At 60.5% G+C, this 19,778-nt stretch carries 19 protein-coding genes; 3 read left to right on the forward strand and 16 right to left on the reverse strand.

Translation table 11 applies throughout. The features are described from left to right. Positions 1-7 precede the first annotated feature (7 nt). Both ABVQ20_RS15050 and ABVQ20_RS15055 read left to right on the forward strand, forming a co-directional pair. Positions 8-787 carry a GntR family transcriptional regulator gene (locus ABVQ20_RS15050; protein WP_354460304.1) on the forward strand — a complete coding sequence of 260 codons (780 nt, stop codon included), beginning with the start codon at positions 8-10 and terminating at the stop codon, positions 785-787. A 205-nt stretch (positions 788-992) separates the two neighbouring features. Beyond that, entirely contained in the window at positions 993-1,307 is a 315-nt protein-coding gene (locus tag ABVQ20_RS15055) for a hypothetical protein (RefSeq protein WP_354460305.1), read from the forward strand. Here ABVQ20_RS15055 and ABVQ20_RS15060 read toward each other — a convergent pair. The 14 genes from ABVQ20_RS15060 to ABVQ20_RS15125 all read right to left on the reverse strand — a co-directional run bounded on the left by ABVQ20_RS15060 (position 1,297) and on the right by ABVQ20_RS15125 (position 18,191). Then, a complete protein-coding gene (locus tag ABVQ20_RS15060) occupies positions 1,297-2,784 on the reverse strand; it encodes an NAD-dependent succinate-semialdehyde dehydrogenase (protein ID WP_354460306.1) in 1,488 nt (495 codons plus the stop codon). The genes ABVQ20_RS15055 and ABVQ20_RS15060 overlap by 11 nt on opposite strands. 2 nt (positions 2,785-2,786) lie before the next feature. Next, the gene (locus ABVQ20_RS15065) at positions 2,787-3,617 is read right to left on the reverse strand and encodes an HpcH/HpaI aldolase/citrate lyase family protein (protein ID WP_354460307.1); all 831 of its coding nucleotides are present in this window, start codon (positions 3,615-3,617) and stop codon (positions 2,787-2,789) included. Next, positions 3,614-4,477: an HTD2 family dehydratase gene (locus ABVQ20_RS15070; RefSeq protein WP_354460308.1), complete on the reverse strand. Its 864-nt coding sequence runs from the start codon at positions 4,475-4,477 to the stop codon at positions 3,614-3,616. Before ABVQ20_RS15070 ends, ABVQ20_RS15065 begins: the two co-directional genes overlap by 4 nt. Positions 4,478-4,489: 12 nt before the next feature. Next, a complete protein-coding gene (locus tag ABVQ20_RS15075; protein ID WP_354460309.1) occupies positions 4,490-5,647 on the reverse strand; it encodes an acyl-CoA dehydrogenase family protein in 1,158 nt (385 codons plus the stop codon). Beyond that, a complete protein-coding gene (locus ABVQ20_RS15080; protein WP_354460310.1) occupies positions 5,647-6,981 on the reverse strand; it encodes an MmgE/PrpD family protein in 1,335 nt (444 codons plus the stop codon). Before ABVQ20_RS15080 ends, ABVQ20_RS15075 begins: the two co-directional genes overlap by 1 nt. After that, positions 6,978-8,144, reverse strand: coding sequence for a CaiB/BaiF CoA transferase family protein (locus tag ABVQ20_RS15085; protein WP_354460311.1), 1,167 nt, complete (start codon positions 8,142-8,144; stop codon positions 6,978-6,980). The genes ABVQ20_RS15080 and ABVQ20_RS15085 overlap by 4 nt, the downstream gene beginning before the upstream one ends. 120 nt (positions 8,145-8,264) lie before the next feature. After that, entirely contained in the window at positions 8,265-9,227 is a 963-nt protein-coding gene (locus ABVQ20_RS15090; RefSeq protein WP_354460312.1) for a LysR family transcriptional regulator, read from the reverse strand. Between the two features lie 77 nt (positions 9,228-9,304). Continuing rightward, a complete protein-coding gene (locus ABVQ20_RS15095; RefSeq protein WP_354460313.1) occupies positions 9,305-10,255 on the reverse strand; it encodes a LysR family transcriptional regulator in 951 nt (316 codons plus the stop codon). Positions 10,256-10,267: 12 nt separating this feature from the next. Beyond that, positions 10,268-12,145: a hypothetical protein gene (locus ABVQ20_RS15100; protein WP_354460314.1), complete on the reverse strand. Its 1,878-nt coding sequence runs from the start codon at positions 12,143-12,145 to the stop codon at positions 10,268-10,270. Further along, positions 12,142-12,606 carry a hypothetical protein gene (locus ABVQ20_RS15105; RefSeq protein ID WP_354460315.1) on the reverse strand — a complete coding sequence of 155 codons (465 nt, stop codon included), beginning with the start codon at positions 12,604-12,606 and terminating at the stop codon, positions 12,142-12,144. The genes ABVQ20_RS15100 and ABVQ20_RS15105 overlap by 4 nt, the downstream gene beginning before the upstream one ends. A 28-nt stretch (positions 12,607-12,634) precedes the next feature. Then, entirely contained in the window at positions 12,635-14,842 is a 2,208-nt protein-coding gene (locus ABVQ20_RS15110) for a flotillin family protein (RefSeq protein WP_354460316.1), read from the reverse strand. Between the two features lie 44 nt (positions 14,843-14,886). Continuing rightward, on the reverse strand, positions 14,887-15,576 hold the full coding sequence (locus tag ABVQ20_RS15115) for a bacteriorhodopsin (RefSeq protein ID WP_354460317.1): 690 nt from the start codon (positions 15,574-15,576) through the stop codon (positions 14,887-14,889). A 9-nt stretch (positions 15,577-15,585) separates the two neighbouring features. Then, positions 15,586-16,989, reverse strand: coding sequence for an ABC transporter permease (locus ABVQ20_RS15120; RefSeq protein WP_354460318.1), 1,404 nt, complete (start codon positions 16,987-16,989; stop codon positions 15,586-15,588). Further along, the gene (locus ABVQ20_RS15125) at positions 16,986-18,191 is read right to left on the reverse strand and encodes an ABC transporter permease subunit (protein WP_354462184.1); all 1,206 of its coding nucleotides are present in this window, start codon (positions 18,189-18,191) and stop codon (positions 16,986-16,988) included. The genes ABVQ20_RS15120 and ABVQ20_RS15125 overlap by 4 nt, the downstream gene beginning before the upstream one ends. Here ABVQ20_RS15125 and ABVQ20_RS15130 point away from each other — a divergent pair. Then, positions 18,127-18,330 (forward strand): hypothetical protein, encoded by a 204-nt coding sequence (locus tag ABVQ20_RS15130; RefSeq protein WP_354462267.1) that lies wholly within the window; start codon positions 18,127-18,129, stop codon positions 18,328-18,330. The genes ABVQ20_RS15125 and ABVQ20_RS15130 overlap by 65 nt on opposite strands. A 58-nt stretch (positions 18,331-18,388) precedes the next feature. Here ABVQ20_RS15130 and ABVQ20_RS15135 read toward each other — a convergent pair whose 3' ends face one another. Next, a complete protein-coding gene (locus ABVQ20_RS15135) occupies positions 18,389-19,345 on the reverse strand; it encodes an alpha/beta fold hydrolase (RefSeq protein ID WP_354460319.1) in 957 nt (318 codons plus the stop codon). Positions 19,346-19,366: 21 nt separating this feature from the next. Continuing rightward, positions 19,367-19,771 carry a hypothetical protein gene (locus ABVQ20_RS15140; protein WP_140775079.1) on the reverse strand — a complete coding sequence of 135 codons (405 nt, stop codon included), beginning with the start codon at positions 19,769-19,771 and terminating at the stop codon, positions 19,367-19,369. Between the last annotated feature and the right edge of the window lie 7 nt (positions 19,772-19,778).

Below are 19,778 nucleotides of genomic sequence, written 5' to 3' on the forward strand. Positions count from 1 at the left end.
AGAGGCCGTGACCGTGACCAAAATGAGCAAGACCGCACCGTTGTCGCCGGCGTTCCTGAACAAGAGCGACGCCTTCACGAAGACCTCGGGCGTGGCTGCGGCCCAGCAGGTTTTTTCAATGCTTCTCAACAACATTCTCACTTTCAAATTGAAGCCTTACGATGAACTGTCCGAGGCGCGACTCTCCGAACAGCTTGGCGTCAGCCGCACGCCGGTCCGAGAGGCGCTGGCGCGCCTTGCGTCGTTGCAGCTTGTCGATATTTTCCCACAGCGCGGCACCGTGATCGCGCCGTTACGCGCTCATGATCTGCTGCGCTCCCAGTTCTTGCGCGAATCCCTGGAACTCGGCCTCTTGCGCCGGGCGATCCGTTCTCCGGAGCGTCCGTGGCTTGTTGAAACGCTGCGTGGGGAACTCACCTTACAGTCCACTCTGGCGACCTTGCGCGACGAGCAGAGGTTCTACGTTTCCGATGAACTTTTCCATCGTCAGATCGCGTCGAGCGCCGGGTTGCCGGACATCTGGAAGGATATTTCAGATGCCAAGCTTCACATGGACCGATTCAGACATCTCATGCTGGCGTCGGTAGAAACCTTGCCGGTCATCGTCGATCAGCACAAAGCGATCGTTGACGCCATCGAAAGAGGGGATGTCACCGGCGCGCAAGACGCGATGAAAAAACACCTCCGGCGCATATTCGCGTTTCTCGACGCCGCCTTCGCCGCTCATCCCGAATATTTTGAACGGTCCGGTCCAGCCCTCTCGCAATCGATGACTCTCGATGACTGATCCGATCCTGGAAAACGGCAGGAGACCCTGGTGTTACGCAATCGGCCCGATCTTGGTCGGCGAACCTAATGTCTACGAAAGGCCCGTCATCTGACAGACGGCAGGTCGCGGAAACACTGGTGATGATCCTCGCAGTATAGGTTAATGCCACCCAGTCAAACGGCGTCCCAAGACACCTGCCGGCGACTCCATCGCAGGAACGCAAATGGAAGAGAAGAAGAACTTTCGTGCGCGGATTTTGCACGAAATGTCCAGTAACTATCTGATTTTGTTAATCTATATTCCTTGGATGGTAGTGGCCCAGCGGGTTCTGCCGGTGTTCGTTGTGAAAGTTTTTCGCTGTGTTGCGGAACTGATGCGCGCGCAGAATTGGCATCGTGAGCTCAAGGAATTCGAACGCATCACCCTTTCGAGGTCACGGCAACAGTTTGGCTCCGAGAAACCTGAGCCGTGCCAGCGGCCATGCCGCCCGGAGCTATCCGTATACCGCTGGATTCAATTTCCAAGCCTCAGCTCGTGAGCCCACCAAAACATAAGTATTTCAGCTCCAGGTAGTCATCGATGCCATATTTCGAACCTTCCCGGCCGAATCCTGACTGCTTGATACCCCCGAACGGCGCGACCTCAGTTGAGATCAGGCCGGTGTTGATGCCGACCATGCCATACTCCAAAGCCTCTGCAACGGCCCACACACGGCCCATATCCTTGGCGTAGAAATAGGCCGCAAGCCCGAATTCGGTGTCATTTGCCATCTCGATGACGTCCTCGACAGTGTCGAAGCGGAACAGGGGCGCAAGCGGCCCGAACGTTTCTTCGCGGGCCACTGCCATCTTGGACGTGACTCCGGTCAGGACGGTCGGCCAGATGAAATTGCCGCCGAGAGGATGGTCTGGCCCACCCGCCACAATGCTGGCGCCCTGGGACACGGCATTTTCGATGTGACGCTTGACCTTGGCCACGGCGCGGTCATCAACTAGCGGGCCGATCTCCGTGCCTTCCGCGAAGCCGTCACCGACTTTGAAGGCTTTAACACGACGGGCAAGTTTCTCCGCAAACTCGTCATAAATGCCACTCTGCACATACAGGCGGTTGGCGCAGACGCAGGTCTGTCCGGCATTCCGATACTTTGAGACAATAGCTCCCTCGACCGCAGCATTGATGTCGGCATCGTCGAACACGATAAACGGCGCGTTGCCGCCCAATTCCATACTGAGCTTCATGACCTGCGCCGACGCTTGCGCCATGAGGGTGCGGCCGACTTCGGTAGATCCGGTGAACGTGAGCTTGCGCACCTTTGGGTTCTCGCAAATCTCGTCCCCGAAGTCCGAGCTCCTCGTAATCGGGACGATGCTCAGCAGCCCGGACGGCACCCCTGCCCTGTCCGCAAGAACGGCCAGAGCCAAGGCAGAAAGAGGGGTTAGGGCCGCCGGCTTGAAAACGATCGAGCATCCTACCGCCAGCGCCGGAGCGATCTTGCGCGCCACCATAGCCGAGGGAAAATTCCAGGGTGTAACGGCGCCAACGACCCCGACAGGCTGCTTAATGACAACAATCCGCTTGTCACGGGCATGGCCAGGGATTGTGTCGCCATAGACGCGCTTGGCCTCTTCACCGAACCACTCGATGTAGGACGCGCCGTAAAGGATCTCGCCCTTGGACTCGGCAAACGGCTTTCCCATTTCAGCAGTCAAGATCGTTGCCAGGTCATCAAGATTGGCGATCGTCAGGTCGTACCAGCGCCGGATGACAGCAGCGCGCTCCTTGCCCGTGCGGGCAGCCCACTCCTTCTGGGCGACGTAGGCCACGTCGATCGCCTTCGAGATCTCGGCTCGGGTAAAATCGGGCAACGTTGCCAGTACCTCGTTGGTCGAAGGATTGGTGACGTCAAAGGTCTTTCCGGACTGGGATTGGCCGAGCCATTCTTTGCCGATCAATCCCGCTTCCCGGATCAGATCCTTGTCCTTGATCTTGTTGAGGAGTGTCGCTGATACGGTCATGGCTAGACACCTTTACTGGATTGCTGGCGGCCCCGCAGGAGGAGCGCCTGGGCCTGGGCGATAATGGGAGCGTCGATCATCTTGCCGTCGACAAGGCGCGCCGCGCCATCCTGGGCTGCGTCGACGACACGTTGCGCCCAGCCCAACTGCTCTGCACTCGGCTGGAACGCTGAGATGATATGCGACGTTTGGGCAGGGTGAATACATAGTTTTCCGCCGGCTCCATGGGCCAGCGCTTGCTGGCATTCGGAGAAAAGCTTGGTGGTATCTGCGACCTCAAAGGACGGGCCATCAAAGGGCAGAGGCTTGCCCGCTGCTCTGCTGGCCACGGCCAGTCGCATCAGGGCATGCGCCTTGAGCGCCTCGGAGGCGGCCACGCCCAGATCCAAGGCGAAGTCGGCGGGACCGAACGCGAGCCTCACAACATGAGAGTGCCCGGCCAAGGCTGCCGCCGTCTCCAGTCCGCGGGCCGTCTCGATCAGCGCCAGAATTTCGATGTCCTCACCCAAGGTCTGAACGATCGCGTCAAGTGTCGCGGCGGATTCCGCCTTTGGGAGGCAGATGCGGCGAAGTCCGAGAGCCCTGACCGCAGCCAGGTCAGCATTGTACCAATTGCTATCTTCGCTGTTCACCCGGATGAAGGTGGGGTTCCGCAATGTCAGAGCGTAATGAAGGTTCGAGCGGGCCCCGTCTTTGGCGGCGGGCGCGACCGCGTCCTCAAGATCGATGATGACCGCGTCGGCCCCGGATCGGTCGGCCTTTTCGAAGCGCTCGGGGCGGTCCGCCGGCACAAATAAGGGTGCGACCGGCACATGAGGTTCAGGCGCGGTCATTGGGCGGGGGCCCGGTCGATATCGGCTTCCATGTGCACGGCGCCGCTTCCGCCTTGCGTCCAGAGTCGTTGACCATCGATGCCGGCCCTGACGGTCAGTTCACGGTCTACAATCGCCGGGGCTATCCCGCGGTAGCGAAACGTCATGGGTATACCAGCGCCTTGGGTTGCCGCGAGATTCAGGAGAAGCGTTGCTTGGATGGGGCCATGGACAACCAACCCCTCATAGCCTTCAGCCTGGGTCGCGTAAGGCAGATCGTAGTGGATACGGTGACCGTTGAAGGTGATCGCGGAGTAGCGGAAGAGCAATGTGGACGACGGAACTACAGACCACACTTGCCGTGCCGGCCGGATTGTCGTGGGCTCCGCCGGCGAGGTGTTTGGAGCGATGCTATTTCCCGGCACCACGGCTTCCCGGTAAACGATGTCATGCCGTTCACTCAGCGCTAGACCACGATCGGAATGGTAAGCGTGGCCGACCGCGACGAACCAGAGTTCACCGGATCGGCCTTGCTTGCGCACGATGTCCTGGATGGTGGATACCCTGCGGACTTTGTCATCGACCCGTAGGTGATCATGCACCTGCAGTTCACCGCCAGCCCACATCCGGCGCGGCAGCGGCACGGGCGGCAAGAACAGGTTTTTGGCGGGATGTCCGTCGGCGCCCAACTGGTCCATCCGGGCGATTGCCGGCGATAGGCACCAATGAATGCCCAACGGGGCGGTATCTGCGGGCAGCGGCGCTAGATGGGGTTCAAAAATGGCGCGGAAGCTCTCTACGAGGCGCTCCGAAATGACATCGATGCTCTCGCTCTGACGGCCAATCCATTCTGCGAATGGCTTCTGTTCGGTCGCGTCCACTGGCCTTGCCCGTCAGTAGGAACGTGGCATTCCGAGCACATGCTCGGAGAGGTAGGACAGGATGAGGTTCGTCGAGATCGGCGCGACTTGGTAAAGCCGGGTTTCGCGAAACTTGCGTTCGACGTCATATTCCTCAGCGAACCCGAAGCCGCCATGGGTCTGGATACAGGCGTTTGCGGCTTCATTGGAAGCGTCAGCAGCCAGCATCTTGGCCATGTTCGCTTCAGCGCCGCAGTCCTGACCGGCCTCATAGAGCCGCGTGGCTTCGCGGACCATGAGTTCGGCTGCACGCATGTTGGCGTAAGCTCTGGCGATAGGAAACTGAATGCCCTGATTGGCGCCGATTGCCCGGCCGAAGACGTTACGGTCGCAGGCGTACGTGGAAGCCTTGTTGATCAGCCACTTGGCGTCACCTACACATTCGGCGGCGATCAGGATTCGCTCGGCATTCATCCCGGAGAGGATGTAGCGGAAGCCCTTGCCTTCCTCGCCGACCAGGTTTTCGGCAGGGATCTTCACATTGTCGAAAAAGACTTCGGTCGTGGAATGGTTCATCATCGTCCGGATCGGCCGGATCGAAAGGCCCTGCTTGAGTGCCTCCCGCATGTCTAGAATAAACACCGAAAGGCCTTCGGTCCGTTTGGCCACCTGGTCCTTGGGGGTGGTGCGCGCGAGCAGCAGCATCAGGTCGGAATATTCTGCCCGGCTGGTCCAGATCTTCTGTCCGTTGACTACATAGTGGTCGCCGTCCTTGCGGGCAAATGTCCGGATCGAGGTCGTGTCAGTGCCGCTAGTGGGCTCGGTAACGCCGAACGCCTGCAGCCTTAGCTCGCCGGAGGCGATCTTTGGGAGATACCGCTCCTTTTGCAACTCATTGCCATGCCGCAGGACTGTGCCCATGACGTACATCTGGGCGTGGCACGCGGCGCCGTTGCATCCGGCGCGCTGAATTTCCTCGAGCACGGCGGCAGCGGCCGAAAGCGTCAAGCCAGACCCGCCGTATTCCTCGGGGATCAGCGTCGCGAGGTAGCCGGCCTCGGTCAGCGCATTGACGAAATCCACTGGGTAGGCGCGGTCTGCATCAAGCTTGCGCCAATATTCGCCCGGGAACCGCTCGCAGAGTCGTCGCACTGCGTCGCGGATGTCTTCGTTATCGTGGTCCTTAAACATCAGGCGCTCCGCGCGGCACGGACCTGGGGACCCGCGTCCCCAGCGGTTTCAAATAAACCCAGCGAGCGCACTGGACGGTTATCGGGGAGGCCAAGGATAGCGCCGATCAGGTCGTCGGCACGGGCCTCCGAAGTGCCGCCAGCGACGAGCTGCGTGCGCGCCTTCTGAGACAGTTCGGCGGCCGTCACCGGGTTATCGGGATCGCCCTTGGCGTCGTATCGGGCGGCGGAAAGGCGTCTGCCGGAAGCCGTCTCGACAATCACCTCGGCGCCCCACGACTCCGGATAGGCGGCATCGATCTTCGGCGCTAGCTCGACCTCGACCTTTTTGCGTTCATCGACCATCCGTTGCCGTGCATCAGCATCAAAGCTGGCCTGGTCGACACGGCCGTCCGCAAGCGCTATCGCCACCGTGTGCTGCAGCGAGAATTTCGCGCTGTAAGGGTCCTCGGGGGTGGGCCGGTCGCAGACGTCGAGGGCAGCTCGGTAAGCCCCGACATGAACCCTCGCGATGGCTTCCCCGGCGATCTCGTTGTGCAAGGCGATCGCTCCGTCGATCGCCGGGTGGGTATGCCTGCAGCACGGCCATGGCTTGATCGAGGTGTTGATCAGTTGCCAAGCCCGCTCAGGCCCGGCCGTCACGGCCTCCGGAATCGGGTCCAAACACAGACCGGCGAAAAAGCCCTTCTCGCCTTCCAGGATGTTCTCCGCGCCCGTGAACCCTTCTTTGGCCAAGAACGACGCGAGGACGCCTGATTCCGCGGCCCTGGCAGTGTGGAGATGCTTGCTCATCGCGCCTTCGGCAAGGAACTCCCAGAGCCCCGATGACTGGGTTCCAGCATTCCCAAGGGCCCACACGGTCCTGGTGTCGTCGAGGCCGAGGAGCTCCGCCACGGCAAGCGCCGCCCCGAACGGCCCGCAGGTCGAGGTGTTGTGCCAGACCCGGTAATGTTTCTTGCCGACAGACATGCCGACACGGCAACAGGCCTCGTATCCCGCCAAAACCGCGCGGAGAAACGCTTCGCCGCCAAGATCGTGATCGTGGGCCACCGCCCAGGCCGCAGGAATGACGACGCTGCCCGGATGGGTCACCGAGTCCCGGTGAAGGTCATCCATCTCCAGAATATGAGACAGGCCGCCCAGGTAAAACGCCTTGCGGGCGGTATCTGCTTGCGCCAGCGGGGCGACCGCCTTCAGCATGCGGGCGGGCTCGGTTGGCAACGCGCCAAGGGCGCAGGCGAGCGTATCCAGGACGAACAGCGATGCCCATTCCAGGTCGCCGTCGGTCACCGGCTTTTCACGGATTAACCGGGTCAGGTCGCGGGTCAAGCTCATGGTGCTGCATTCCCTATCCGTTTGGAACCGACCGTATCCGGAGGACCAAACTCCTGACGCAAAGCCAGATCGTGTTCCCCGAGTGAAGGCACCCTGCCAAGCACGGGACGCTTGCCATTAACGGTGACCGGCGGCGCAAACAGCTCGACTTGACCAACTGCGGTTTCAACCGGGACTTTGGTGGCACTACGATGCACGGCCAGATCCGCCATGGTTGACACACGCCCATATGCAATGCGCACTTGGTCCAACAGTTCGCACAATGCAGACATGGTGTAGGTCGCCAGGATCACCTGCACGCATGCGTCAAGCGGCTCGCGGTTTTTGATACGGAGCACGTTGCGTTCGAATCTCGGATCTGTAGCGACCGAGGACTGACGCAGAACATTGTCGCAGAAAACAACCCACTCGCGTTCGTTCTGGACGGCGATCAGGATTTCCCCGTCACTCACCCGAAACAACCCGTAGGGCGCGATCGACGGATGGGCGAGGCCGAGCCGTCGCGGCTCCCTGCCGCCGTAGTGGCGGGCCAGGTAGGGCACGTTCATATATTCGGCGAGGGTGTCGAACAGCGAAACCTGCAGGTGAGCCCCTTCCCCGGTTCGACTGCGCATGATCAGGGCTTCTAGGATGGCAGCGTAGGCCCCCTGTCCCGTGGCGATATCGGATATCGATATGCCGACCCGGGTCGGGCCTGACGTTGCTGATCCTGTGACCCCCGCCAAACCCGCTTCCGCCTGGATCAGCAGATCGTAGGCTTTCCGCTCGTGGTCGGGCGTTCCGGGCGCGTAGCCACCGATGTCACAGACGATTAGCCTCGGGAATCGCCGTCTGAGGTCGGCGCTGCCGATGCCCAGCCTGTCGGTCGCGCCAGGCGCGAGGTTCTGGACGAACACGTCGGCGCTGGCGAGCATGGATTCGACCAGCGCCAGATCATCCGGCTGCTTCAAATCGACGGTGCAGGATTGCTTGCCGCGGTTGTTCCAGATGAAATAGCTTGAGAGGCCGTGAACATAGTCGTCATAGCCGCGCGCGAAGTCGCCCTCGGGGCGCTCGAGCTTGATGACCCGCGCGCCGGCGTCGGCCAGACGGGACGTCGCCAAAGGCGCGGCCACGGCTTGCTCCAGCGAGATGACGGTCGTTCCCTCCAGCGTGCCTGCCATGGCTCGCTCCTTATGCTGCTTTTCCAATACCATCGCACCGGAAGGGGTCCCTCCGTCAAATAGCGTTTTGTAATGGGAGGTATAGCGAAACCGTACAGTCGGCCGCCCGCCTGGAGGATCCTAGCCGAAGAGGTCGGGCCGTTGGTTTTCGTCGGATAGTTCAGCGCTCCAGATCTGGTCCTTGACCAACTGGCGAAGGATCTCCCACGATAGCTGCCCGACGGCGCGGGGCGCTGTCTGCAACGGCCGTTCCGTTGAGTAAGCCAGGTACACTTTCCGGGTAATCGGCGGGTTTTGGAAACTCCACGCCCGGAACAGACCGGCCTGCGCCTCAGCGTTGATTGCCGTCCGCGGCAGTATCCCGTAACCGATCCGCCGTGTCACCAATCGCTTGATTTGGTTGTAGGAGTCGATTTCGATCGCCGGGTTGATGGCGACCTGGACTGACGTTGCCACGGCTTCGATCAGTTCTCGCAGGCCGTGGCCTGGGCCCGGCACAACGAGGGGCAATCCGGCAACGTCGCGAAGCTCAACAGAAGAGCCCTGCAAGTCGGCCTGGCCCGGCATCGACGTACTGGCAAAGAGACAGATTTCCTCGGACAAGCCGTGATGTACCGCGAGTCCGCGTGGATCCGAGGTGGCATAAATCATCGCGAGGTCAACCTCCCCGCGCTTCAACCATTCCAGAATGTAGCCGCTCATCGCCTCAACGACGCGGATGCGCACCTCGGGGAACCGCTCGCGGGCGGCCTCGATCAGCGGCGCCGCAAGAAGCTCGCTTACTGTACCCGGAAGGCCGAACCGCACCTCGCCGCGAGGGGCTATGGTGGCGCCCCGGACACTGTCGGTAATTTCGGCAAACTCGGCAAGAATGCGCTTGGCATGCACCATCAGCCGCGCGCCCGCTTCGGTCGCACTGACGCCATGCGGCCCGCGATGCAGAAGAGTTAAGCCGAGTTCCTCTTCCATGTGTCTGACATGCTGGCTCAACGCGGGCTGAGCCACATGCAGCTGCGTCGCAGCTTTCGAGAACGAGCCGCTCTCGACGACCTTGGAAAAATATTTAAGCTGCCGAAGGTCCAAAACGGCTTCCTACGCTCCGTGGAAGGCCACCGTATAACATTTCGTTATTGAGGCAATGCCGAAAACTGGCGATCCGTCTATCCTTGTCCCAGTAACATTGCGTCCGCGCTGCCCATGAATCTCTTGACCCGTCCCGCCAGCCGGCGGACTTCTTCGATTAAGGCGGCGAGGACCACTTGCCGAGAACTGACTTCCTTTGGCCGGACAATGGCAATGGTGCGGGTCATGTCCTTGTCGGCGATCGCATAGGCGCTCAGCACGTGATCGGCAAGCTCGCGAGTCACGCTCGAATGCGGCAGAATCGTTGCGTACTGGGTGGTTTTGTCCGCGATGACAGCTTTCACGGCGCTGAGCGAGTCGAGTTCGAGCTCCGGCTGCAGCGCGATGCCACGCTCGCGGTAGACCCGGTCGATGATCCGACGCAATTCATGGATTTCGCTCGGCAGTATCAACTTTAACTCGCTGATGTCTCCCAGCTCGCGCGGCGCGTCGACCTGGGCGCCGGCATAGGAGGTTACCAGCACGAGGCGCTCTGCAAACAGATCAAGGACGTCGAGCTGATCTGGCGCACTGGGCCGATAGGTGAGCGCAGCGTCGAGCCGGCCGCCGCGCATGAGATTGGCGAGGTCGCCGCTGTAAGCTTCGACTACATTCAGCATCACACCATGATATTGGGCTTCGACAAAATGCCGAATGTCCTCCAGAAACAGCGGCACGATGGTTGGGCATATTCCGAGTGAGATTTCGCCTTTGAGCTTATCCGAGCGCTGGCGCACCTCACGGACCGCATCATCGAGTCCAGCGATGTGCACGCGCGACTGATCAAGAAGGAACTGTCCTTCGGCAGTGGGTTCGGCACCGCGCCCACTTCGGTTGATCAGCGAAATGCCGATATCCCTTTCCAGCAGCTTGATCTGTCGCGTTAGGGATGGCTGCGCAATTCCGATGGATTGAGACGCGCGGGAGAAGCCGCCGTGTTCGCAAACCGCGATGAAATAGCGCAGACGCCTGAGGTCGATGCCTTCCATGCCCTGCCCCCGTTACCGGCCCGTCACGCGGTCGAGGAACCGTGCGATCCACGGGGTCGTGACGGGCTCAAACAAAGGGTTCACGTCCGGCACGAGGACGATCTTGTGGCGAGGACGTTCATCGATAACTGAGAGGCGCCCCTGGTAGGCCAGCCACCACACGATTAATACGCCGACAAACCAGAACATGACCTGCCAGATCAGCAGCGAAGGCATTCCCGGCGCCACCACGGTCCCCGCAAAAATCGGCTCGCTGAAAAAAGTATTGCCGAGGATTGCACCGGGGCCGAGCGCGAAAAACGCCCACAGCAGCGTCAGGGACCATTTTGCCGTTGTGGCCGCCTGGCTCCCTTTACGCGCCGGCGTGCTCTCCTCGAAAGCGTCATGGAGGCAATCTCTGCGACCCCGCTCAGCATCGCTTCGAGTGAACAGGGACACAAGGAGGCATGCGGTGAAATTGGTCGCAAGTCCCCATCCAGCCGAATGGACTGACAAGGGCCAGCGACCCCATGGCAGGTCGACGAAGAGCCGCTCGAACAGCACCAGTCCAAAGCTCTCGGTGAACACCACGCAAAGGCTTCCTACAATCAGACCAGCCAGAACACCGCTGCGGCTGATCCAACGCACCCAGCACAAGCCGAGCACCGCAGGCAGCAGTTGCATAGACAGGCTGAGCGTGAGGGATGAGAAGATTGTCGCGCTGAGGGGCGCATAGCTCGCGACGGCGGCGACAGCTCCGTAGACGAGCGCCAGGGTCACCCGCGCGGCAAACCGCGTCGAACGCTGGTCCATGCCCGGGATGATGTAGCGTGACGTCAGCTCGATGGTGCAGACCGATGCTCCCGATCCGGCAAAGAATGCGACGGCGATCTGGCCCGACGCGACCAGAAGGACAGTAAAGCCCACCGCCACCATCGGATCCAGCGCTGCCAGTCGTATCGTGAAGGCTGTCAGCGAGCCACTGGCCGCAATCTCCGCAGCCAGAACCGGCCCGATCAGTATCAGGGCGCCCGCCGCAAGACCTGCGATCATCCAGACCTGGCCAAATGCAAAGCCGCGGCGCGGCGCACTGGTCACACCTAGAAAGCTGAAGCCGGGACTTATCGCGATGCCGCCCAGAGAGAGCGCGAACGTCAGTCCCGCGAAGGTGGTCCAGAGCCCCCCAGCCGGCAGCTCCTTACCAATGCCGGCGCCAAACTGGATCACGCCCGGGATCCTGTCCGGCAGCACGCCGCTGGCTGTCCCAATCCCGTTGGCGGCGAATGCCAATTTGTCGAGCGTGAAGCCCGTGAAAGCGCCGAAAAAGATCATGAGGGCCAAGACCAACAAGGACTGGGCGGCGACAAGATAGGCGATCCCGCGCCAGCCTCCGATCACGCTGCAAAGGAACAGGACGAACGCGATCGACCAGATTGCGAGACCGGCCGGAACGTCGTTGGCGGTCGCAGCGCTCACCAGCGCTCCCGCCTGAGATAGGCACATCGCTGCAAAGGGGATGCTGAAAAGGAACAGCACGAGCAGCATGTAGATGCGAAGTGTCGTGCTACCGAAGTAATCGCCAAGCAGGTCACCAAGCGTGCGCAGCGAGGTCAGCCGGGCGGCAAGCCAGACCCGCTTCTGCGTGACGGCAGCGCAAAGGGCGACACAGATGAGGCCGCCTGCGATCTGGTTATATTGAAGGCCGAAGGTGGCGAGCAAAAGCAGATGATTGGGAAGGCTGAGGCTGGCCAAAGTGATGCCGGCGCCGGCAAATATGATCACCCACGGCGGCAATGCCAGGCCCGCGTCGACGAAATCACCGGGTTGCTGGGTGTGACGGCCGCTGATGGTCGCGAGATAAAGACCCAAGACCGAGACAATGCCGAGCACGGAGACCAATAGCGGGGTCATGTATGGTCCCCCGGCGAGCGTTTTGAATCTCGGTCATCCGAGCGGAAGTCCCGGATAACGTCGAACGCTTCGAAGGCCTGCCGTGCCCCGAACCGGGTGATCAGGTAGAAAACGACCACGGCCCCCATCGCGATAAAACCGATGCTCAGCGGCAAGAAGTTGTGCGCGGCAAAAGGCGCGCTGACCAGCGACAGAACAACGAACAGCACCAGCGCGAGTCCGTAGATGACCAGGCCGAGCCCTAGTTCTCGGGGCGAGAACCCCGTCCCGTAGACCACATTGACGATCACGTGGGCGACAAAGCCCGCCAGAATGGCCGCGAACGCGGCAAGGAGATAGGGTGTTCCGCCCTGGCCAAATCCATACTGAAACAGGATCGCGGCGGGCAAGGCCGCTGCCAACCAGCAGGCCATGACCAAGGCGTGGCGGTCCAGCGCTTCGTTTTTGTCGAGCGGGGTCATCGGTTGCTCTCGCTAGCTACGGACGCACTCAGTCGTCCTTGTCCTTCGGCGCGTCCGGACCCTGGAAGTTGCGGAACGACATGCCACCTGCGCTTCCGAGGTTTTCGACCGGCAATCCCAGGTCCTTCATGAGACCGTCTACGAAGGCGACCTGGGTGCGATATTTCATGGCGGAATTCACGACGCGATCCGTCATGTTGCCGCCGCCCGAGCCGCCATCGCCGCCTGCCTTCTCGGAAGGACTGTTGATGCCGGGCAGGCCGTCGACCTGGAGGATCTTGATCGATTCGATGTTTTCCATCGGCTTGACCGTCTCGCGGATGATGCTCGGCAGATTGCTGACGAGATTTTCGTAGATGGCACTCCGTCTGCTGGCGTCCGAACGAGTGTTTTCGGACTCGTTGAGCATGCGCTGTCCGGCAGCGTCCTTGGCATAGCGGACCTCGGCCGCATTGGACTCGGCGATTTCCGCCAGCGCCCTGAGTTCCGTGGCCTCTTTCTCGGCCTTGGCCGAAGAAACGACACGTTGTGCGTCGCGCTCGACCCTGGACGAGGACTGGATGAGTTCAATCCGCTTGATACGTCCGGCCACTTCTTCCTCGCGTGCGCTGTTGACCTGCTCTTCCTGTTCAACCTGTTTTTTCAGGGCTTCCGCAGCTTCGGTCTTCGCATAGGCTTCCTCGATCGACTTATTGATCACCGCGATCAGGCGCTCCTTGTCAACAATCTCGACTTCTTTCTGCTGTTCGATCTCATACTTATCGACAAACTTCCGCGCAGCGATGCGCAACTCGTCGATCTGGCGGTTGGCAGCGATCGACGCGTCCTGGATCTCCTGAAACGCCTTGGTCTCGGCGAGCTTGATCTTCTGGTTTTTCTCGATCTCGAGCTGCACGATTTCCTCGTCGACCCTCAAGCGTTCGACATCGACATCGTAACGTTTCTTCAAGCGTGCCTTTTCCTGGTCAGCCTCAGCAAGTTCGTTGCTGATGCGAACCTCTTTCGACTTCGCCACGGCCAGCAACTCAATGGTTTTATCGGTTTCAATACGGTGCGACTCGGTTATCCGCTGGTTCTCCAGTTTGGCCTGGTCGATCTCGGCCGATGAGGTCGTCTCGATGATCGACAGCTCCTGACGCGAACGGATTTCAGACTCCTTCACATGTTGCTCGTTATCGATCCGCTCTGCCTCGATTTCCCGGCGGTTCTGGATTCTCTGCATTTCGAGCTCGCGGCGCGACATGATCTCCGTCAATTCAGTCTCTTGCTGCTTCCTGATCTCCAGCGACCGCACTTCCGACAGGGTGTTGATCCGCTCGGAATCGATCAGCCGGTCCTTGGCGATACGAATCCGCTCGCCTTCTTGTTCACTGCGGACCCTGGCATTCTGAATACTGATTGTGGAGCTCGATCTTTCAGCCTCAATCTCGGCCAGCTGGGCGGCTTTGCGGATTTCGATCGCTTGCGTCTGTTCGATGCGGGCGTACTCAAGGTCACGCTCGATCTCCAGAGCCCGCTGCTCGGTCTCGAAATCCTTAAGCTTAATGCCGATCCGAGAATCGTTTTCGATACGGTTGCGAAGCTGACGGCGTTCCTCGATCTGCTCGGTCAGCTGCGTCAGGCCTTCGGCATCGAACGCATTGGAGGGATCAAACACGGAGATGTCGGTCTGGTTGAGGCTCGTCAGAGAGGCGTTTTCAAGCTCGAGGCCATTCGACCCGAGCGTCGTCGCCGCCAGGGCGGCAACCTCACTCATGTAGCGGCCGCGGTTGGTGTGGATTTCATCCATGGTCATCGTGGAGGCGATAGCCGACATCGCATCTACGAACCGACCCTGAACGATCTCCTTCAGCGCGGCAGGGTTCTGGGTGCGGTCCCCGAGCGTCCGGGCCGCAGTCGACACCCCGGCTTCCGTCGGCACCACCCGCACGAAGAACTCGGCGATGATGTCGATACGCATTTTGTTCCTGGTGATCAGGGATTGCTCGCCGAGCCTGCGGATTTCCACCGGGATCGCGTTCATGTTGACGCGCGTGATGTCGTGGACAATCGGGATGATCAGCGCACCGCCGCCCATGACCACCCGCTCGCCGCCGAGGCCGGTGCGGACGAAGGACTGGTCCTTGGACGAGTGTCTATAGAGCCAGTGCAGCAGGTAGACACCGATCGCGACGATGATCGTTACGAGAATAACGACTGCGATCACATCTGAGCCATTCATGGGAAGATCCTCCACTTAACCGCGAGCGCCGAGCACGTTGGCGCGAAGATTGACAGCCTTCAGAAACGCTCCTCGCCGGCGACGGCGAGGACGATCATTGAGACGGCGATGAGATTGATAAGGTCGGCAATGGTGTAGAGCACGATGATGGATGCCACGTGTCCGGTGCCGATAACGACGTCCACGAAATGTAGGATCGGGTAAATTGCCCAGCCGATCGTCATGATCAGCCTGATCCAGAAATAGCCGAGCCGCATCGGCCGCGTCGACTTGCTGATCGCGTCAGCCATGGCGCCGAAATACAACTCGCCAAGGATATAGAGCCAGAAGGCGATCGACAGCAGCACGCCAAGGGTCGGGTTGAAGATCCGTGCGTCACCGAGGTAGCGGGCGAGGACCATCAGGATTGCCGCAGCTAGTGTCCGCCAGAACACGCCCACGGGCACTTTCCCCGCGATGCTCGCAAAGAAAAACACCGATGCGACCTGCATCGGCTGGACCACGAACCACGCGACATAACGCGAGGCGGCGCTGAGCTGCTGGCCCGCCAGCCAGATGTTGGAGGCGGCATAGTATTCAAGGCCCGACGCAAGGAGCGCAACGCCCGACAGCGCCAGCGGAACCCGCCAGCGCTCGGACGTCCATGTGAGGCCCAGCATTGCCAGGGCAGCTGTGGCAAACATGGCAAGGGTTGCAACGCTGAGCGCGGTGCTGACCACAGCGCTGGACTGAAAGAGTGTTCCAAACATGGGCTTTCCCTAGACCTGGGCTCTGATGTGAGGGGCGCGGCCGTAGAGCGCGACCATCGGCAGGATCAGAAGACCGAAGATGAATTGTTGCCATTCGTATTTGAGTCCGATGCCGATCAGGAAGGCGCTCAGGACTTGTAGGACGAGAACCCCGATCACGGTGTAGCCATAGCCGCCGTATCCGCCCATGAGCGACGTCCCGCCGATCACGACTGCGGCCAGGGTTGTAAAAAGATACTGGTCGCCGACCCCGATGAACCCGCCGCCGCTCCAGCCCAGCAACAGGCATCCGGTCAGGGCGGCAGAGAAGCCGCTGATGGTGTAGGCGATGGTCCAGTATTTGAACTCGGAGACGCCGATCAGCTTGGCCGAGCGGCGATTGCCGCCAAGGGCGTAAATATACCGGCCAAAGGCAGAGTAGCGCAGTCCGACAATGACAATGATCGCAATTACGATCCACAGGAGAATTGTCGGCGGGACTGCGAGGCCGAAGGTGCGACCGTTCATGGCGGCAAGGTTCTGGAGCCACTTGGGGACGGTCCCAAAGACGTTGCCACCGAACGAAGACCCGATGCTGGTCAGGATTTGAGCGAGACCCGCGATCGAAAAACCCATCCCGAGCGTCAGGATCAGAGCTTGGCCCTGCAGGCGGTAGGACAGGACGCCATTGAGGAAGCCCAGGGCGGCGCCGATCAACAGCACAAAAATGACGGCCAGCCCGGATGGTACCCCAAGGCCGATCAGGAAAAGGAGCCCGATATTCGAAGACCCGATCACAAACGGGATCGAGAGGTCCAAACCGCCCAGCAACGCCACCAGCGTTTGCCCGACGCAGGCGATGCCCAAGAACGCTGCAAACAGCAGAATTGCTTTGATGCTGGCGGCGGAGAGGAACCCATTGATGGTGAAGGAGCTGATCACAATCAGCGCCAGCAGCACAATCAACCCAATAAAGGCGCTGCGGCCATGGGCGAAACGGCTGCTGACCTTGAATGCAAAGACCAGGATCGCTTCCAGCAGCAGGAAGGCGATCAGGTTGCCAAGGGATCTGAAGGATGGGACCGTGGCCGTGATCAGCAGATACACGATCAGCATCACCGCCATGGTGATAATCAGGACCCGGTTGCCGGCCCAGACGCCACCAGCGCCGGCCGGGGCCGCAGTGTCGGTTTCAACAGACGAAGATCGGGACTCGAAGATGACGGCGACGTAGTTGATCAGCCAGAACAGCACGGCCGCCAAAACGATGGTGTAGAGGATCACGACCTGGGCGGTTATCCCCTGCCAAAAACCCAGGCCGAAGCTGATCGCTGCAACTACAAATGTGACGGCGAGGTTCAGCCACACCAGGGCGCGCGATCGCGGAATGAAGAGGCCGCCGCTGCGGCCGTTGTCGCCGAAAGCCTGGCTCATGGCCCGATCCCCAAAGATTGTCCTGTCGCCAGAACTCCGGCTGCGTGGCTTTGCTCGCCGACGACCAAGAACAGGAGCAGGATGAGTGCCGAGACGAAAACATAGATGAAGGCGCCGAGGCGCACGGAAGCCGCTTCAGCCACAATTACGCGGACCGTGAACGTCAGCAAGGCCACGATGGCGGCGAAGCCGAAGACGGTCTTTTGCAGCGGCGTGAGATCGGGCAGAGCCGGCCCGCTTCCCGACTGCACGGGCAGCAGCAGATAGCGAGTCATCACGTCCGGATTGGACCTGAAGGCCTCGCCGGCGACGGCTGCCACGCCATAGGTATCACGGGTGCTGATGTACAGCATGATCCCGACAACCACGCAGCCCAGGACGACAAATGCCGCAAAGGGCGAAATGAAATAAAGGTATCGCCCGATAACCGGGACGAGCAGGGTCAGCAGCAGCGACAGAACGAGGATTAGTCCGTAGAACAGCTGCGTCACAAAAGCTTGGGTGGAGCCGAAATTGAACGTGGCCAGCACATAGCCGATCAGGAATAGGTTGAGTGCGCCGAGCAGCCCCCCCGCTACGCCACCACGCCCGCCCGAAAGGCTGACCCCACCGAGCACGAGGGCAGTGACAGCCGTCAGCGTCATGGTGGTGCCCTGTGTCGGATCTCCGGACGAAATCAGGGCGGTATAGCAGATCGCGCCCAGGCCGACGAAGAGACCGGCAATGACGTGGGCGCCGATCCGAACCACATTGATGCGCACACCGCTGGTATAGGCCGCGCGCTCGTCGTAGCCCATCAGCCGCAGGTTTGCGTAGAACGAGGTCATGGTGAACAGAAGCCACGCCGCGATAGCCAGCAACACAATCAGAAGGATCGGTGAAAAGATCGTGTTGCCGAGGCCCCAGGACGACATCCAGTCGGGCGCGGTGCCGCCAGGCCTTGGGAGGATGACGAGGTTGATGCCGGTTAGGGCCAGAAAGCCACTCAGCGCCACTATGATCGGCTGGACACGCACGAAAATGATGATGAGGGCGAAAAAGAGCTGGTAGAGCACGCCAATCCCAAGGGCGACCAGAAAGACGCCAAAGGGACCCGTCACGATGCCGAGCCCGTTGAGCTTGACGATCGTAACATTGATGAAGGCGAGCAATGGTCCGACTGCCAAGTCGACAGTGCCACGTCCCGCCACAGCCAGGGCCATAAGCGAGAATGTCGCCAGGATCAGGGGAGCCGACACGATGATCGCGCTGCCGAACCCCGACAAGGATACGAGGTTCGGCCCCCTGATGACCGCAGTGCTCAAGAGCAGCGCGATCAGCAGGATCGGGACCAACAGGTAGGTGTTTTGGGAACCCCTGGACTGCGACATCAACATTTGTCTTTCGTTGCCAACGCAACCTAGAACTCAATGACCTTCCGGCCTTCGTTGGGCCGCTCGCTGCGAGAGGACGACCGGCTCTCGGAAATGCTGCGCCCCGACAGGGCGTTGCTGCCTTGGCCGCGCCTCTCCGGATCCGCACTGAGAATCTTCTTCAGCACGGGGGAGATGACCTCCTTGAACTTTGCCGGGTCTTCCGACGTCGGGAAATGACCGCCGCCGAAGATGATGCACTCCGAATTCTTGACCTTTTCGGCGGTGCGCTGGGTCATTTCTGGCGTACAAGCGAAATCGTACTCGCCGGTCAGGAAGTAGATCGGCACCTTCCCGGAGATCTTCTGGCACTGGTCGCGGAAATCTGAATCGACGCTGTAGAAATACAGGTCGCCCTTGAAAATGCCCGGGCCGCCCTGCGCGTAATACCACCAGGTCTCCCAGCGGTAATCGTCGGGAGATAGCGGCGCCATCAGGCCGAACACCGAGGTCGCAACCACTTCGCCACCATGGATGTGGGGGTGATGCAGCGGGTCGATCCACCAACCCGGCGAATAGTCGCATGCTTCAAGGGCGATGAAGGCGGAAAACTCGCTTTCATAGCGCAGTGCCAGTGCCAGGCAGATGTTGCCGCCCATCGACTGGCCCATCAGGACCGGCTTGCGCAGATCCAGCGCCCGGCAGAACGCCACAATGAACTCACAATAGAATTTGGTCGTGAGCTTGTATTCGTCTTCCATCAGGTGGAAGTCTGCCGGTGGGATCGACTTGCCATGCCAAGGCATGTCGAAGGCGATGACACGGAAATTCTGGCTGATATCGGGGTCGCACAGCTGGTGCCGGTACTGGCGGCCATCGGTGCCGGCGGTGTGTAGGCACACCATCGGAATGCCTTCGCCGTGTTCCTCGTAGTAGGTGCGATACGTCTTGCCTTCGCACTGGACATAAACGTAACGCCCGACAATGGGATCGTGTGTATTCATGACAACTCTCCTGCGCTGCCGTTAAACTTGTCGCATCAGCGAGAGCATACGCGTCAGCGCCCGCAGATTCTGCCAGAAGGGGAGCGAATTGCCCTCAATGATCAGCTGCTTGTGCAGCGGATGTGCCATCGCCCAGATGTCGTTGAACATCGGCGGCGGAACCTCTTGGGCGAACTTCGACCAGGCGCTGCTCGGTGCCTTGAGCCAGAACTCTACGCCCATATCATTCGGGGTGAGGCCCTGTGCAATCTTCTGAATCTTGCCGCCCCGAACGTCCACCAAATACTCGGTGTCATCGAAGCCCAGGACGAATTTGCTCGTAAAAAAGCGCCCGACTACCGGCAATATACGGTCATCGTTGACCTTCCTTGCCCATCGCTCGATCCACTCCAGATCAAAGCTGCTCCTGCTTCCATATCTACTCATATGATCC

The organism is Mesorhizobium shangrilense (assembly GCF_040537815.1).
Lineage (GTDB): Bacteria > Pseudomonadota > Alphaproteobacteria > Rhizobiales > Rhizobiaceae > Mesorhizobium > Mesorhizobium shangrilense.

What these genes read in the sequence shown, in the direction of transcription:
- ABVQ20_RS15055 (WP_354460305.1), top strand. Translation starts at nt 993, where the DNA reads ATGGAAGAGAAGAAGAACTTTCGTGCGCGGATTTTGCACGAAATGTCC.
- ABVQ20_RS15060 (WP_354460306.1), bottom strand. Translation starts at nt 2,784, where the DNA reads ATGACCGTATCAGCGACACTCCTCAACAAGATCAAGGACAAGGATCTG.
- ABVQ20_RS15065 (WP_354460307.1), bottom strand. Translation starts at nt 3,617, where the DNA reads ATGACCGCGCCTGAACCTCATGTGCCGGTCGCACCCTTATTTGTGCCG.
- ABVQ20_RS15075 (WP_354460309.1), bottom strand. Translation starts at nt 5,647, where the DNA reads ATGTTTAAGGACCACGATAACGAAGACATCCGCGACGCAGTGCGACGA.
- ABVQ20_RS15080 (WP_354460310.1), bottom strand. Translation starts at nt 6,981, where the DNA reads ATGAGCTTGACCCGCGACCTGACCCGGTTAATCCGTGAAAAGCCGGTG.
- ABVQ20_RS15085 (WP_354460311.1), bottom strand. Translation starts at nt 8,144, where the DNA reads ATGGCAGGCACGCTGGAGGGAACGACCGTCATCTCGCTGGAGCAAGCC.
- ABVQ20_RS15095 (WP_354460313.1), bottom strand. Translation starts at nt 10,255, where the DNA reads ATGGAAGGCATCGACCTCAGGCGTCTGCGCTATTTCATCGCGGTTTGC.
- ABVQ20_RS15100 (WP_354460314.1), bottom strand. Translation starts at nt 12,145, where the DNA reads ATGACCCCGCTATTGGTCTCCGTGCTCGGCATTGTCTCGGTCTTGGGT.
- ABVQ20_RS15105 (WP_354460315.1), bottom strand. Translation starts at nt 12,606, where the DNA reads ATGACCCCGCTCGACAAAAACGAAGCGCTGGACCGCCACGCCTTGGTC.
- ABVQ20_RS15115 (WP_354460317.1), bottom strand. Translation starts at nt 15,576, where the DNA reads ATGTTTGGAACACTCTTTCAGTCCAGCGCTGTGGTCAGCACCGCGCTC.
- ABVQ20_RS15120 (WP_354460318.1), bottom strand. Translation starts at nt 16,989, where the DNA reads ATGAGCCAGGCTTTCGGCGACAACGGCCGCAGCGGCGGCCTCTTCATT.
- ABVQ20_RS15130 (WP_354462267.1), top strand. Translation starts at nt 18,127, where the DNA reads ATGAAGGCGAGCAATGGTCCGACTGCCAAGTCGACAGTGCCACGTCCC.
- ABVQ20_RS15125 (WP_354462184.1), bottom strand. Translation starts at nt 18,191, where the DNA reads ATGGCCCTGGCTGTGGCGGGACGTGGCACTGTCGACTTGGCAGTCGGA.
- ABVQ20_RS15135 (WP_354460319.1), bottom strand. Translation starts at nt 19,345, where the DNA reads ATGAATACACACGATCCCATTGTCGGGCGTTACGTTTATGTCCAGTGC.
- ABVQ20_RS15140 (WP_140775079.1), bottom strand. Translation starts at nt 19,771, where the DNA reads ATGAGTAGATATGGAAGCAGGAGCAGCTTTGATCTGGAGTGGATCGAG.